This window comes from Halomonas sp. SH5A2, from assembly GCF_014263395.1.
GTDB lineage: Bacteria > Pseudomonadota > Gammaproteobacteria > Pseudomonadales > Halomonadaceae > Vreelandella.
Genome location: NZ_CP058321.1, coordinates 2,369,153 through 2,383,111, shown reverse-complemented (window position 1 = coordinate 2,383,111; position 13,959 = coordinate 2,369,153). Strand labels below are relative to the sequence as shown.

The 13,959-nt window shown below is 55.0% G+C and carries 16 protein-coding genes; 8 read left to right on the top strand and 8 right to left on the bottom strand.

The features are described 5' to 3' along the window. The first annotated feature begins 46 nt into the window (after positions 1-46). The 6 genes from pstC (at position 47) to HXW73_RS11115 (ending at position 6,890) form a co-directional block, all read left to right on the top strand. A complete protein-coding gene (gene pstC / locus HXW73_RS11140; RefSeq protein WP_186253176.1) occupies positions 47-1,297 on the top strand; it encodes a phosphate ABC transporter permease subunit PstC in 1,251 nt (416 codons plus the stop codon). A gap of 17 nt (positions 1,298-1,314) precedes the next feature. After that, positions 1,315-2,481, top strand: a complete 1,167-nt coding sequence (gene pstA / locus HXW73_RS11135) for a phosphate ABC transporter permease PstA (protein WP_186253175.1) — start codon at positions 1,315-1,317, stop codon at positions 2,479-2,481. Positions 2,482-2,507: 26 nt separating this feature from the next. Continuing rightward, complete coding sequence (gene pstB, locus HXW73_RS11130) at positions 2,508-3,347, top strand: phosphate ABC transporter ATP-binding protein PstB (protein ID WP_446718983.1); 840 nt, start codon at positions 2,508-2,510, stop codon at positions 3,345-3,347. Positions 3,348-3,479: 132 nt separating this feature from the next. Next, positions 3,480-4,511, top strand: coding sequence for an ArsJ-associated glyceraldehyde-3-phosphate dehydrogenase (locus HXW73_RS11125; RefSeq protein WP_186253174.1), 1,032 nt, complete (start codon positions 3,480-3,482; stop codon positions 4,509-4,511). A 16-nt stretch (positions 4,512-4,527) separates the two neighbouring features. Next, on the top strand, positions 4,528-5,739 hold the full coding sequence (gene arsJ / locus HXW73_RS11120) for an organoarsenical effux MFS transporter ArsJ (RefSeq protein WP_186255998.1): 1,212 nt from the start codon (positions 4,528-4,530) through the stop codon (positions 5,737-5,739). Next, the gene (locus HXW73_RS11115) at positions 5,736-6,890 is read left to right on the top strand and encodes an MFS transporter (protein WP_186253173.1); all 1,155 of its coding nucleotides are present in this window, start codon (positions 5,736-5,738) and stop codon (positions 6,888-6,890) included. The genes arsJ and HXW73_RS11115 overlap by 4 nt, the downstream gene beginning before the upstream one ends. Here the strand turns inward: HXW73_RS11115 and HXW73_RS11110 are convergent. The 8 genes from HXW73_RS11110 to arsH form a co-directional block, all read right to left on the bottom strand. Next, positions 6,855-7,169 (bottom strand): CC/Se motif family (seleno)protein, encoded by a 315-nt coding sequence (locus tag HXW73_RS11110; RefSeq protein WP_186253172.1) that lies wholly within the window; start codon positions 7,167-7,169, stop codon positions 6,855-6,857. The genes HXW73_RS11115 and HXW73_RS11110 overlap by 36 nt on opposite strands. Positions 7,170-7,257: 88 nt before the next feature. Continuing rightward, positions 7,258-7,494 carry a thioredoxin family protein gene (locus tag HXW73_RS11105; protein WP_186253171.1) on the bottom strand — a complete coding sequence of 79 codons (237 nt, stop codon included), beginning with the start codon at positions 7,492-7,494 and terminating at the stop codon, positions 7,258-7,260. A 17-nt stretch (positions 7,495-7,511) separates the two neighbouring features. After that, positions 7,512-8,519, bottom strand: coding sequence for a permease (locus HXW73_RS11100; protein WP_186253170.1), 1,008 nt, complete (start codon positions 8,517-8,519; stop codon positions 7,512-7,514). 94 nt (positions 8,520-8,613) lie between these two features. Continuing rightward, positions 8,614-9,213 (bottom strand): RNA polymerase sigma factor, encoded by a 600-nt coding sequence (locus HXW73_RS11095; protein ID WP_186253169.1) that lies wholly within the window; start codon positions 9,211-9,213, stop codon positions 8,614-8,616. Continuing rightward, entirely contained in the window at positions 9,210-9,611 is a 402-nt protein-coding gene (gene arsC, locus HXW73_RS11090) for an arsenate reductase (glutaredoxin) (RefSeq protein ID WP_186253168.1), read from the bottom strand. The genes HXW73_RS11095 and arsC overlap by 4 nt, the downstream gene beginning before the upstream one ends. Before the next feature lie 14 nt (positions 9,612-9,625). Next, positions 9,626-10,294, bottom strand: coding sequence for an NADPH-dependent FMN reductase (locus HXW73_RS11085; RefSeq protein WP_186253167.1), 669 nt, complete (start codon positions 10,292-10,294; stop codon positions 9,626-9,628). 15 nt (positions 10,295-10,309) lie between these two features. Next, complete coding sequence (arsB, locus tag HXW73_RS11080) at positions 10,310-11,386, bottom strand: ACR3 family arsenite efflux transporter (protein ID WP_186253166.1); 1,077 nt, start codon at positions 11,384-11,386, stop codon at positions 10,310-10,312. 13 nt (positions 11,387-11,399) lie between these two features. Next, positions 11,400-12,119, bottom strand: coding sequence for an arsenical resistance protein ArsH (gene arsH / locus HXW73_RS11075; protein WP_186253165.1), 720 nt, complete (start codon positions 12,117-12,119; stop codon positions 11,400-11,402). A gap of 156 nt (positions 12,120-12,275) precedes the next feature. On the opposite strand from arsH, the gene HXW73_RS11070 reads away from it, so the two are divergent. After that, complete coding sequence (locus HXW73_RS11070) at positions 12,276-12,689, top strand: arsenate reductase ArsC (protein ID WP_186253164.1); 414 nt, start codon at positions 12,276-12,278, stop codon at positions 12,687-12,689. An 88-nt stretch (positions 12,690-12,777) separates the two neighbouring features. Continuing rightward, positions 12,778-13,947: an SLC13 family permease gene (locus HXW73_RS11065; protein WP_342211932.1), complete on the top strand. Its 1,170-nt coding sequence runs from the start codon at positions 12,778-12,780 to the stop codon at positions 13,945-13,947. Positions 13,948-13,959 lie beyond the last annotated feature (12 nt).

Genomic DNA, 13,959 nt, shown 5'->3' with positions numbered 1-13,959 from the left:
AGGTGGCTCGGCAAACGGATCCATTGGTTAACCTGAGATATCAACGATGCAGACCAACCAGCTTTTTCTGATTTTTTGCAGTGTGCTTCTGCTGCTGGGGCTTGCCGCTTTTTTTGTCGGGCGAAGCAAAGCTACGCGAGTACGTGCATCAGGAACGTCGATGTATGCGCAGCCCGACCAATACGCCTGGTTTACCGTGGTGGCAACGGCTTTACCGGCCGTACTGGTAAGTGCCGTCGGTGCCTTTATCATGCTGGTGATCGGCAGCGAGATCCCGACCTTCCCCCTGCTTTTAGCGAGCCTGGTGGTGGCAGTGGTGGGGCTTTCTGTTGGCATGATGCTAATTCGTTCAAACTTTCACGCCCGTAAGGCGATTGAGCGTGTCATCGTTTGGACACTTGGAGGCGCTGCCACCATTTCGATTCTGACGACGCTGGGTATTCTGGTGTCAATCATTGGTGAAGCGCTTAGTTTCTTCCAGATGCACAGTTTCTGGGATTTTATTACCGGCACCACCTGGGCTCCCGGTAATAGCTTTTTAGCATCGGCGGGCCGTGGCGATGGCACTGGCGCAGAGTTTGGTTCAGTGCCGTTGTTCGCCGGTACCTTCATGATTACCGCGATTGCCATGTGCGTGGCAGTGCCGGTAGGCCTGCTTTCGGCCATTTATATGGGCGAGTATGCCCCTCCCAAGGTGCGTGGCGTTGCCAAGCCGATGCTGGAAATCCTGGCGGGTATTCCGACCGTTGTTTACGGCTTTTTTGCCGCGATTACCGTTGCGCCTTTCATTGTGCGCGTGGCCGAAACGGTGGGCCTGGATGCGTCGTTCAACAACGCACTGGCACCCGGCATCGTGATGGGCATCATGATCATTCCATTTATTTCCTCACTTTCTGATGACGTCATCAATGCGGTACCCGACAGCATGCGTCAGGGGTCGTTAGCGCTGGGCATGACCAAAGGTGAAACCATTCGCGATGTCGTGGTGCCTGCGGCGCTACCAGGGATTATTTCCGCTTCCTTGTTGGGCATGTCGCGCGCCCTTGGCGAAACCATGATCGTGGTCATGGCGGCGGGTATGCGGCCTAACCTGTCCGCTAACCCACTGGAAGAGATGACCACCGTTACGGTCCGGATTGTGGCCGCCATGACGGGTGACCTGGAATTTGACAGCGCCGAAACGTTATCCGCCTTCGCGTTGGGCCTGGTGCTGTTTGCAGTGACCCTGTCTCTGAACTTGGTGTCAGTGATCATGATTCGCCGCTTCCGCGACAAATACCGCGTCAACAATCTGTAATTCTTGAGGATCTATTCATGAGCGATTCATTTGACAAAATTAGTCAGCAACTCAAGAGCAGACATCGTAAATCCGCGCGGTTAAAGTACATTTCAATGGGTGCTTTAGCGCTGGCAGCCGCTTTTTTGCTGGTGTTTTTTGCCGATATGCTCAATAAAGGGCTGCCTGCTTTCCAGCAAGCACTGGTTAATGTTGAAGTTAATTACAGTGAAGAAGCCTCTACCAACGGCAGGGCGGCGATAGACCCGGAAATAATGTCGGTCGTCAGCCGCAGTGTCGTGCGCGTTATACCGCTGGAGATGAGGAATAACCCCGACCTGCTGGGCACGACGGAAAAGCGTTGGGTGCTTGCTGATGGGGAGGTTGATCAATACCTCAAGGGTAATCGCGTCCGTTTAGACGATGAGCAAAAAGCCACAATTGATCAGCTGGTTGAAGAGGGGCAGGTCGACCTGCGCTTTAACACCACCTTCTTCTCCCGTGGCGACTCCAAAATGCCGGAGCTCGCCGGGATCATGTCGGCGGTGATGGGTACGGTCATGACCATGATCGTCACCTTGGCGATTGCCTTCCCGATTGGCGTGATGACGGCGGTGTATCTTGAAGAGTTTGCCCCCGATAACCGCCTGACGCAGCTGATCGAGATCAATATCAATAATCTGGCAGCCATACCATCAATCCTGTTTGGTTTGCTTGGCCTGGCGATCTTTATCAACTTCTTTGGTGTGCCGCGTTCCACGCCTTTGGTGGGTGGTATGACGCTGGCGCTGATGACGCTGCCGGTGATCATTATTTCAACGCGTACCGCGCTGCGCAGCGTACCGGAATCCATCCGTCATGCCGCTTTCGGGGTTGGCTGTTCGCGTTGGCAAGTGGTCAAAGACCACGTTTTACCCTTGGCAATGCCGGGCATCATGACCGGTTCCATCATTGGCCTGGCACAAGCGATGGGGGAAACGGCGCCCTTGATCATCGTGGGAATGGTGGCCTTTATTCCCGATATTACGGCCTCTTTCACCGAAGCGGCAACGGTCATGCCGGCGCAGGTGTTTACCTGGTCAGGTGAACCAGACCGGGCGTTTGTTGAAAAGACCGCCGGCGGTATTTTGGTTCTGCTTGCCGTCTTGATTGCACTCAACGCGTCTGCCGTTTTGCTACGCAAGAAATTCGAGCGTCGCTGGTAAGCCAGCGCGTCATAAAGGATACCGTTATGAATAGCCAAGCACCTGTAATGACAGAGCAAGATATGCCGAATGTCGGTCAGCCCTATACGCGCAACGAACAAGCGTCTCATGAGTTGAGCTTCCGCATCCGCGACTTGAACCTCTGGTACGGCAAGACACAAGCGCTGAAAAATCTGAATATCGATCTGTTCCAGAAAAACGTGACGGCACTGATCGGGCCTTCCGGCTGCGGTAAGTCGACGTTTCTTCGCTGCCTGAACCGTATGAATGACCTGATTCCCAGCGTTCGAACGGAAGGGTTGGTCGAGATGGACGGCCATGACGTCAATGCCGTTAAAATGGATGAAGTGGCATTGCGTCGCCGTGTGGGGATGGTGTTCCAGAAGCCCAATCCATTTCCCAAGTCTATCTTTGAAAATGTTGCCTATGCCCCGCGCATGCACGATCTTGTCGGCCGTAAAGCCGAGCAGGACGAGCTGGTTGAAAGAGCGCTGCGTGATGCAGGCCTCTGGGATGAAGTGAAAGACAAGCTTCAGGAGCCGGGTACGTCGCTCTCCGGTGGTCAGCAGCAGCGGTTGTGTATTGCCCGGGCAATTGCCGTGCAGCCCGACGTCATCTTGATGGATGAGCCGACATCGGCCCTTGACCCAATTTCCACGGCGACCATCGAAGATCTGATGGACCGCCTGAAAGAGAAATTCACCATTGTGACGGTAACGCACAATATGCAGCAGGCGGCGCGGGTGGCTGACTACACGGCATTTTTCCATCTGGGGGAAATCATTGAGTACAACGATACGAAAGTGATGTTCTCAACCCCGGCCAAGAAAAAAACCGAAGATTATATCTCCGGGCGTTATGGCTAAGTAACACCCGCTTGTCAGGCCCGCCGCCGGAGCGGTGGGCCTGTTAAAGGGCGTGTTTTTTTATCTCTATATATGTGATTTAGCGTATATAGATATTATTCTTTCATGCGGAAAATAGCTTAGGAGGCTTCCATGGCACTACGTATCGGCATCAACGGATTCGGCCGTATTGGCCGTTTGACACTGAGAAGTTTGTGGCCGCGGGTAGAAGCGGGGGAAGTGGAGCTGGCTCACATTAATGACCCTGGCGGTGACGCAGCGACCTTCGCCCACCTGCTCGAGTTTGATTCCGTTCATGGGCAGTGGTCACCAGGCGGCGGAATATCTGCTCATCAGGATGCCATCGTGATCGACGGCGATACGATCACATTTAGCGCCAATAAGCAGATCGTGGAGAGCGACTGGTCCCGGTGCGAAGTGGTCATTGAGTGTTCAGGCGTGATGAAAAATACCGCTCAGCTTCAGCCGTATTTCGATCAGGACGTTGCCCGGGTGGTGGTGAGCGCGCCCCTTAAAGACGAAGATGCATTGAACGTGGTCGTCGGCGTCAACGACCATCTTTACGATCCCATTCAACACAATGTTGTCACGGCCGCCAGCTGTACCACAAACTGCCTGGCACCGGTCATCAAGGTCATTCAGGAAACCTTCGGTATCCGCCACGGCTCGATGACCACGGTGCACGATATTACCAATACGCAGACGATTCTGGATGCCCCGCACAAGGACCTGCGTCGCGCTCGCGCCTGCGGTATGAGCCTGATTCCGACAACGACCGGCTCGGCGAAAGCGATCACGGAGATTTTCCCGGAGCTTGAAGGCAAAATTAACGGCCATGCCGTGCGCGTACCGCTGGCCAACGCGTCGCTGACCGATATGGTGTTTGAGTTAGAGCGCTCCGTCACCGTTGATGAGGTCAATCAGGTGCTCAAAGTGGCTGCTGAGGGCCCGCTGGCGGGCATCCTGGGCTATGAAGAACGCCCGCTGGTGTCGATCGACTATCGCACCGATCCGCGCAGTTCGATTATCGATGCACTCTCCACCATGGTGATCAACGGCACCCAGTTGAAACTCTATGCCTGGTATGACAACGAGTGGGGTTATGCCAACCGCACCGCCGAGCTGGCCCTGAAGGTAGGTGGCGAGCAGGTGGATCGTGGCTGAATCGGCGTTGTTGAAAATGCGGGCTCGCGTAAAGGCACTACCGTTTGAAGTGCGCCAGTATATGCTGATAACGGGCAATTACTGGGCCTTCACGATTACCGATGGCGCGCTGCGCATGCTGGTGGTGATGCATTTCCACCAGCTGGGCTACTCGCCGTTGGCCATCGCCATGCTGTTTCTGTTCTATGAAGCCTTTGGCGTAGTGACTAATCTGGTCGGCGGTTGGTTGGGCGCGCGCCTGGGCCTCAACCGCACCATGAACGTTGGGCTTGGGCTACAAATTATTGCCCTGGCCATGTTGATGGTGCCCGCTGGTCTGCTGACTGTCGCCTGGGTGATGGCGGCTCAGGCGCTGTCGGGGATCGCCAAAGACCTCAATAAGATGAGCGCCAAAAGTGCCGTGAAAGTACTGGTGCCTAAAGAAAGCGCTAACGCCAACAGCTCGCTCTACCGTTGGGTCGCCATGCTGACCGGCTCTAAAAATGCGCTGAAAGGCTTGGGCTTTTTCGTCGGCGGGTTGTTGCTGACGCTGATTGGCTTCCGTGGTGCCGTGGTTGCCATGGCTGTGATGTTAGGCGTGGTGCTGCTGTTATCGCTATGGCGCTTGAAGGCGGACCTGGGGCGGCAAAAAGTAAAACCCAAGTTTTCAGAAGTCTTCTCGAAATCACGGGCCATTAATGTGCTGTCAGCGGCGCGTTTCTGCCTGTTCGCTTCTCGCGATGTGTGGTTTGTGGTAGCCCTGCCGGTGTTTTTGTATGACCAGCACGGCTGGACTCATTGGACAGTGGGTGGGCTGTTGGCGGTATGGGTTATTGGCTACGGGGGAGTGCAAACCCAGGCGCCTAAATTAACCCGGCTGATCAAAGGCGATGCCCGGGCGCTGACCGCTGGCTGGGCGGCGGCGCTGGCAGTGCTGGCGATTTTTTTGGCAATGCTGCCCTTGGCGCAGGTTGGTTGGCTGGTCGTTGGCTTATTGGCGTTTGGCGTGCTGTTTGCGATTAACTCCAGTTGGCACAGCTATTTGATTGTGCATTATGCTCGCGCCGACGGGGTTTCCATGGATGTCGGTTTTTACTACATGGCCAATGCCATGGGGCGATTGGTGGGCACGCTGCTATCGGGCTGGCTGTATATGGCCTTCGGCCTGAGTGCTTGCCTGTGGGTCGCCGCTGCGCTGGTCGCTTCTAGTGCGGCGATGGCGATGGCGTTGCCCCGAAAAGTGGCATGATTCATTCGCCCAGGTTGGGGTTAACGCTTACCTTGGGGAGTGCGCAAACCCTTGCCTGGGCATCCAGTTATTATCTGCCCGCTATTCTGGCGGTGCCTATGGCCCGCGAACTCGGGCTGTCGCCAAGCTGGGTATTTGCGGCGTTTTCAGCGGCGTTGCTGCTAACGGCCATGCTCGGCCCCAGCGTTGGACGCTTGATTGACCAGCAAGGCGGGCGCGGCGTATTGATGGCCTCGAACGCTGTCATGGCCCTTGGCCTGGTCATTATGGCGCTTTCACAGGGTGTGTTTGGCTTGATGCTCGCCTGGTTGATTACCGGCGTGGGCATGGCGATGGGCTTATACGACGCCGCCTTTGCCACGCTGGGGCGACTCCTGGGGCGTAGCGCGCGCTCGTCAATTACCGGCGTAACGCTACTGGCGGGCTTTGCCAGTACCCTCGGCTGGCCACTAACGGCCTTGTTGGAAAATGAGGTCGGGTGGCGGGAAACCTGCGGCATTTGGGCCATGCTACATATCATTATCGGGCTCCCACTTAATGCCTGCCTGCCCAAAGCAGCCGATAGTGTGGATTCGCAAGATGACGACAAATCAGCACCGCCGCCGGCGCGTCCTCGCCTTGCCATGATCTTATTAGCCTATGTGTTTGCTGCGGGCTGGTTTGTCTCAACGGCGATGGCGGCGCATCTGCCCAGGCTTTTGCAGGAAACAGGCGTGTCGCTTTCGGTGGCCGTCGCCGCTGCGGCGTTAGTAGGGCCTGCGCAAGTGGCCGCTCGGTTGGGGGAGTTTGCGCTATTGCGCCATTTGCATCCGCTGGTGGCGGCGCGGGTGGCGACTACGCTTCACCCCTTAGGGGCGGCACTGCTGGCAACGCTGGGTATGCCTGCGGCAGGCTTCGCGCTGCTGCACGGTGCGGGCAATGGCATGATGACAATTGCCTCCGGCACACTGCCGCTGGCGCTGTTTGGCCCGAAAGGATTTGGCCAGCGTCAGGGCTTGATTATCGCCCCGGCGAGGGCCGCGCAAGCCATTGCACCGCTGCTATTTGGCCTATTGATAGAGCAAAACGGTGCCGGAGCGCTATGGCTGACCACGGGATTGATGCTGGCGGCATGCTTAGCGCTGCTGTTTATTCGTGTGCCCAGAGCGTAGCTCTGAGCCATCCACATACAGATGGCGTAATTTCCAAAAGCCTTCAACGTCAACGCGCAGCCCTTGGTAGGCAAGCGCTTCTGCAATAAATAGGGTGATATCTTCATCACGATGGCGCTGGTAAAGCGAAGGGTCTTTGGGAGCACACGCCTCGGCGACAGCAACGTTGGCGAGCCCCCCGCAGCAGCCGTGACGGGGTGATAAACGCACGGTTACTACGCCACCTTGTTGCTTGATAAACGCTTTGGCTGCGTCAGAAACTGCGATTATTTCCGGCATGCAGACGCCTCATAAACGAGGGCTCCCAGCTTATCAGGAAGTAAGATGGGAGCCAGAAAGAAATCAAAAGGCCCTAGGCACCGAGCGTTTAGGCGTTGAGTAGTGCTTCGATTTTTTCGCGATCCGGCACGCCTCCGCTGTGGGCAAGTTTGCCATTGACCGCAACGGCTGGGGTCGACATGACCTGATAATGCATGATGATTTGCGGGTCAGTAACTTTAGTCACCTCAACGTCGGTGCCCAGCTCTTTGGCAATCGCGGTAATTTGCTCCGCGGTGACGGTGCACTTTTTGCAGCCGGTGCCTAATACTTCGATCTTTTTCATGTTATGCCCTCATGGGTTTATAAGCTGCTGAATAACCAGGGTGCCAGCAGATTAATTATCCAGCCCACCAACATGAAGTTGATGAGTAGAATGACGAAAATGGTGGCCAGTAAGCGCCACAGCATGACCTGTTTGAGCATGATAAATTCAGGAAAGCTCGCCGCGACGGTGCTCATGCAGAAAGCCAATGTTGTACCCACGGGCAACCCCTTAGTGATCAAGCTTTCCATGATGGGAATGACGCCGGTGGCGTTGGAGTAAAGCGGCAGGCCTGCTAACACGGCCACCGGGACATTCCACCACTGGCCACTACCCAGGTTGTCACTGAACCAACCATCCGGGACAAAGCCGTGCAGCGCGGCACCCAAGCCCACACCGATGATGATCCACTTCCAAATCCGCGCGACAATCTCATAAAGCTCATTGCGGGCAAATTGATGGCGCTCTTTAAACGTTAGCGAATGAGACACCGGCGCCGGCTGATTGGCTTGCGGGCTGTCAGCGGCGTTCTGATAGGCTTTCGCCGCAAAGTCTTTTAACCAGCGTTCAGCGCCTAAGCTATCCAGCAGTATGCCGCCGCCTATGCCCACGGCCATGCCGATGGTGATATAGACCAGGGTGAACTCCCAGCCCAGCAGACTCCACAACATGATGACGGCGACTTCATTAATGATCGGTGAGGTAAACAAAAACGCCATAGTGATGCCCAGGGGAATGCCTGCACTGGTGAAGCCGAGAAATAGCGGAATGCTCGAGCACGAGCAAAACGGTGTAATCGCCCCAAAACCAGCCCCTAAGCCGTAGCCTGCGAAACGGTTCTTTTGCTGAATGTAATAGCGTACCCGCTCCAGATTGAGCGATGCGCGTAACAAGGCGATGACGTAAATCATCACCACCAGTAACGCAAAAATCTTGCTCGTGTCTTCGACGAAAAAGTGTAGTGAGCTGCCTAGCTTGCTGTTAGGGGCAAAACCGCCCAGGTCGTATACCAGCCAACTGGCCAGCCAGGTAAAGATCTCTAACATCGCTGCCTTCCTTTATGTGAACTGTTCTATAAAGAAGACGAAGCAATGTGGGAAAGGATGCAGGGAAAAGCCAAATATTCATTTGCTAAAGTGGCTATTGGATAGAAGAGGGTAGCGCACGGTGGCAGCAAACCTGGCCTTGATCATCAAAGACGACCCCACACTGGGCGACCAATCGTGCGCGGAGGCGTTTTCGGGCACGTAGTAGCCGCGCTTTGGTCGCCGGCAGGGTCAATCCATGGCGCTGGGCATAGTCGCTCTGCTTAACGCCGTTTAGATCGCAGGCTGACACAATATCAGCGTCTTCGTCAGCGCAGTGCGCCAGCGCCTGGGCGATACAAGCTGCAAGACTATCTAAGGGGAGTCGGGGCTCTGGGCTATTAGATAAATGTATCGTTTCGATCTTGGTACCTAGCGATGGGGACTCCGGCCTTGGGCGCCGCAACTCATCAATCCACTCATGCTTGGCAACCTTATAAAGCCACGCTTTGGGTTCTGACAGTTGGCAAAACTGGGCGCGATGCGTCAGCGCTTTTACATAGACACGTTGCAAGATGTCGTCGGCGGCGTCCCGGTTGTTGCATAGCGCCAAGAGGTAATAGCGCAGTGCCTGATGGTGGCTGTTCCAAGCCTCTTCAATGCAGGGTAAGGCTTGAGTAGGAGGGGCTTGGGATGAGACAGCGTTTTTCCTCATGGATAAGTCACTTTGTCACCGTCTTCTTTGGTGAAGTGTGTGATCGGTTGTTCCAAAAGCGCTAATACTTGCTCGGAAGGTCGGCAAAGCCGTGCGCCCTTATTGGCCACCACAATGGGTCGATTAATCAGAATCGGGTGGGCCATCATGGCGTCGATAAGCTGGTCATCGCTGAGGGATGGATCATCCAGTTCTAACTCGTCGTAGGGAGTGCCTTTGCGCCGTAGCAGTTCCTGGGGTGATATCTGCATTATCGTCAACAGCTCGACCAGCTTTTCGCGGCTGGGCGGTGTTTCCAGATAATAGATCACCTCCGGTGATTCGCCAGAGGCTTCGATCATCGCCAGGGCATTGCGCGACGTACCGCAGCTGGGATTGTAGTAAATGGTGACAGGCATGGTGACCTCAAGATTTAGCGGTTTTCACTGCCAGGCGCGTTACGTTGAGAGGGCGCCGTTTTAAAAGCCGGTGAGACTCGGGCTGGATCGACCTCTTGTTTATAGCTGGCTGCGGCTTCCGACCACCACATGAGCTGACCTAACGTGCGGCCAAAATAACCTTCCCAGCGTTCCTGATCCTGAGCAAAGTGGCCGTCCTCGTTCAGCGCTTCCTGGGCTTTGGGTATATGAATCATGGCCGATATCGGCAGGCAGCCAAGCTCCGAAAGAAATGTGCGCATGGAGACAGCGGCGCGTGCACCTCCCCATTGGCCCATGGAATAAGTGACGATGGCGCTGGGTTTAAATGCAAACAGCGATGCGCCGAAGTGGTTAAGCAGATGGCTAAGCGCCGGGCTCATGGAGTGGTTGTACTCGGGGCTGACCATCACGTAGCCATCGGCATTAGTAATTTTGTCGGCAAGCTTCGCCAAGTCCTCCGGCGCATCGTTTTTTGCGTAAGCAAAATGCGGCTTGAACGGATCGCTCAAGTCTAGCGATAGCGGGTCAATAACCTCAGCCGTGGTATGCGGTAACGATGAAAGCAAGCGCTCGCAGGCCTTTGCAACCCGCTCGCCGAGGCGAGCGGGTGAGGGCGGTGTGCTGGTGCGGGTTGAACCCAGAAATACCAAGTAGTGGGCCATAGCGTTTACTCCCGATTAATGAGCGTCTGCTGGAAAATGATGGCGCGTCTTATTGGCGATTCTTACCAGTGCCAGCATCAGCGGCACTTCGACCAATACGCCGACGACCGTTGCCAGTGCCGCGCCAGACTGCATGCCAAACAGCGCAATGGCGGCTGCGACCGCGAGTTCAAAGAAGTTGCTCGCGCCAATCATCGCGCCGGGAGCGGCAATGTTGTGGGGGACACGCCAGGCTTTCGCCCAGCCGTAGGCGATGAAGAAGATCAGGAAGGTTTGAATAATCAGCGGAATGGCAATGAGCACGATATGCAGCGGATTATTCAGAATGACCTCGCCCTGGAAGGCAAATAGCAGCACCAGGGTAATGATCAAGCCAATCGGGGTGATCGGACCAACGCGCTTCATAAACACATTGTCGTACCACTCGGCGCCGCGCTTTTTAATCAAGCTTTGCCGGGTGATATAGCCTGCTGCGAGGGGAATCACGATATACAGCACGACCGACAGGGCGACGGTGTCCCAGGGTACCTGAATGTTGGAAATGCCCAGCAGGAAGACCACGATGGGGGCAAACGCGAACAGCATGATCAGGTCATTGACCGCCACTTGCACCAGAGTGTAGGCCGCGTCACCGCGGGTTAAATAGCTCCACACAAACACCATGGCGGTACACGGCGCGGCGCCGAGCAGAATGGCGCCCGCCAAGTACTGGCTAGCTAACTCTTCAGGGATAAAGGGCCGAAAGATCACCATTAAAAACAGCCAGGCAATGGCAAACATGGTGAATGGCTTGATCAGCCAATTGACGGCCGTGGTGATGGTCAGCCCTTTGGGTTGGCGTCGAACCCCCGCGATAGAGGTAAAGTCAATCTGGGCCATCATGGGGAAAATCATGGCCCAGATTAATACCGCGATAGGGATAGAGACCTGAGCTACCTCAAAGCGTGACAGGGCTTCAGGTATCGCCGGAGCGAGCTGCCCGAGCAAGATACCTGCCACAATGGCAAGAGCGACCCATACCGAGAGAAAGCGCTCGAATAAACCCATGCCCTCGGCGGTGGAGGGAGATGACGTATCCTGTTTTGCTGACATGAAAAGCTCCTTATCAAATAGCGCGTTGGTTAACCCGCTTGGAGAGTTCTTCGGCGCTTTCTTTGCGCTCTGAATAACGATCGGTGAGCAGCGCGCTGCGGTCCCGCACAAGTAGCGTAAACTTCACCAGTTCTTCCATGACATCCACGATACGGTCATAGAAAGGTGACGCTTTCATGCGGTCGTTATCGTCGAATTCCATAAACGCTTTGGGCACTGACGATTGGTTGGGGATCGTCAGCATGCGCATCCAGCGGCCCAAAATACGCAGTTGGTTGACAGTGTTGAAGGACTGCGAACCGCCGCATACCTGCATTATTGCTAACGTCTTGCCCTGAGTCGGGCGCACGCCCCCCAGCGCAAGTGGGATCCAGTCTATTTGCGCTTTCATGATGCCGGTCATCGCACCGTGGCGTTCAGGTGAGCACCACACCATGCCGTCTGACCATTGGGCCAATTGGCGCAGCTCTTCAACCTTGGGGTGGCTCGCATCTTCGGCATCCGGTAACGGCAATCCTCTAGGGTCAAAGATGCGTGTTTCGGCGCCCATGGCATTGAGTAAGCGTGCGGCTTCTTCCGTCGCTAATCGGCTAAACGAACGTTCGCGCAGGGAGCCATAAAGCAGCAGAATTTTTGGCGCTTGTGTGTTATCAGCCGTTAAACCCAGTCGCTCAAGGCTGGGTACTTCAAAGAGGTTCGCATCTAGGTTGGGTAAATCGTCCAGCGTGGTCATGTGAGCGGCTTCCTTATCGATATCGCGTAGAAATGCACTCCCTCCATGATATATGTTTTTCCGTATATTTCTAGCGACATCGTTATCGCTGCAACAATGTCGTCATGATTGCTGCGTAATGTGTTGCTAAATCACCAGGTAAGAGGTTGTTTATTTATGTCGAAGCGTCGCGTGCTGTTTCTGTGTAACGCTAATTCTGCACGTTCGTTAATGGGCGAAGTGCTGCTTCGTCATATGGCTGGTGACCGCTTTGAGGCGTTCAGCGCGGGAACAGAGCCGGATGAACCCCATGCGCTGACGCTAGAGGCGCTTGCCAAGCAGGGGCTTTCAGTAGAAGGGTTGCACAGCAAGTCGTTGGATGAGTTTGAAAATGAAAGCTTTGATTACGTTATTGTGCTGTGTGACAAGGCCCAGCAGGCTTGCCGCGAATGGCAAGGGGTGGCGGGTGAACGGCTGTTTTGGGATATTCGCGATCCGCGCTTGATCAACAAGCTGGATGCTTACGAGCAGGCGCTTCAAGAGATTCGACGCCGCATACAGCTGTGGCTACCTTTCCATAAGTCTGATTAATGGCTTGGAAAAGCCTATAGTTGGAAAGACCCTATACATTGCTTTTAAATGCATGAACTTAGTAACCTTTTGTTAGGAATCTGGCATTATGATGCTGTTTCCTTTGGGAGGCATGCATTTGCTTGCGAAAAAGCGGTTAGTTTCACCGATCATTTTATGTTTCCAGCGTTTTCTAAACGACCCTATGCTGCTCTTTATGAGTGGTATATGGGTCGTTTTGTGTTGGCTACAGCCTCAGTCGCTAAGCGAGATGGCTGAACGGGTTCATTGGACGACCCTGGCGGTGTTGACTGGGCTGATGGTGCTCAGTAGGGCGTTAGAGTTGAGCGGTTATTTAACCCTATGGGGGCGTCGGCTATTAGCCCACTTGCGTGGCGAGCGTCGCTTGGCGGTTGGGCTGGTCATGTTTTCGGCGCTACTTTCAGCGGTAGTCACCAACGATGTGGCGCTGTTTATCGTGGTGCCGCTGACGCTTAGCCTAGCTGGAATGGCGACACTGCCGATAGGGCGTTTGATTGTGTTTGAGGCGCTGGCGGTCAATTCAGGGTCGTCGCTGAGCCCGATAGGTAACCCGCAAAACCTCTATTTATGGCAGCTCTCGGGCGTTAGTTTTGGCGAGTTTTTATCGGTCATGTTGCCGCTGGGCGTGGGGCTAACGGTGTTGCTGTTACTGCTTATTCCTTTGGCGTTTCCTAATGCATTACTACGTCTAGATACTGTGACAGCCGTGCCTAAGGGGCGGTTACAAAAACCGTTATGGGCTGCGCTCATTGGTTATCCGCTATTCTTGTTCGCAGTTGAAATGGGCTGGGCCGCCCAGGCAATGGCAGCTGTCTTGCTTGTAATGTTGATCGTGTCACGAAGGGCGGTGTTTAGCATCGACTGGCTGCTGCTGGTGGTATTTGTCTTGATGTTTGTGAATTTGAGTATGATCGCTGAGATCAGCCTCGTTCAGCAGGCGATTGAGGCCATGCAGCAGTGGCCGGGGGGTGATACCAGCGTCGGTGTGCTGCTTTCACAACTATTATCCAATGTACCGGCAACCCTGGTTCTCGCCCAGCAGAGTGAGTGGCAGCCCCTCGCCTGGGGCGTTAGCGTAGGTGGTTTTGGCTTAGTGATTGGCTCAATGGCTAACTTAATTGCGCTGCGGTTGGCACGCCAGCCAGGGATGTTGATGGAGTTTCATCGCTGGTCGATTCCCATGCTGGCGCTTGGTTGGTTGTTTGCCGCGGTGTGGACAAGCGCCCTGGCTCGGTAACAGTACCAGGGC